Origin of the sequence: Aliivibrio sp. 1S128, assembly GCF_001691065.1 — a bacterium.
GTDB lineage: Bacteria > Pseudomonadota > Gammaproteobacteria > Enterobacterales > Vibrionaceae > Aliivibrio.
In genome coordinates this window covers 1-304 of the sequence record NZ_MAJV01000173.1, presented here as the reverse complement: position 1 = coordinate 304, position 304 = coordinate 1, and the positions used below count along the sequence as shown (strand labels likewise).

Here is a 304-nt window from a genome sequence, read left to right as displayed (position 1 = left end):
AATGGTCATTTTTATGAGGTTGAGAAAGAAGATGATATTTATGAGCATGAAAAGTTTAAAGAGTTCTTACATCCAATGGGTCAAGATTGATGTTAAATAATAATGGATACGGTTAAATCATGCTAACTCATAAAGATATAGACAATAACGATAAAATAGAAACCATGAGAATGGATTTATACAACGAAGAAGTACTCTATGAGTATGAAACCATAGAGCATCAATATTTGGGGTATTTTGTGGCATTGTTATGTTCATTATTTATTTTTTGGATGTCGTATGACTCTAGTCATGATGGGCTTGA

General features: G+C 30.9%; 1 pseudogene. It reads left to right on the top strand.

Annotation, left to right across the window (positions count from 1 at the left end):
- Nucleotides 1-119: 119 nt before the first annotated feature.
- Nucleotides 120-304, top strand: a pseudogene (locus A6E03_RS19000) (hypothetical protein); the annotation flags it as partial.